Consider the following 229-nt stretch of genomic DNA (forward strand, 5'->3'; position numbering starts at 1 on the left):
CGCTTTAACCCCACGTGCTCAGTAAATTCACACAAATGCTCTGCGGTACCTACTGCGCCAGTGAATATACCTTCAAAGTTTGTGGTGAGTTTGAGCCAACTGTCATCGCTGATGTGAAGTCTTGACAGTATATTTGCGGTTTTGTTATCGATAGCGCCTCGTTTGTCTGCTCTTATTACGCGACCTGTTTCATCTACAAGGGTTAAATAGTCCTTCAAACTAAAGCGGA

General features: G+C 44.1%; 1 pseudogene. It reads right to left on the reverse strand.

The annotated features are described in order from the left end of the window. Nucleotides 1-229, reverse strand: a pseudogene (locus H4J57_RS19745) (transposase); the annotation flags it as partial.

Origin of the sequence: Colwellia sp. BRX8-7, assembly GCF_014077275.1 — a bacterium.
In the GTDB taxonomy this organism is placed as follows: Bacteria; Pseudomonadota; Gammaproteobacteria; order Enterobacterales; family Alteromonadaceae; genus Colwellia_A.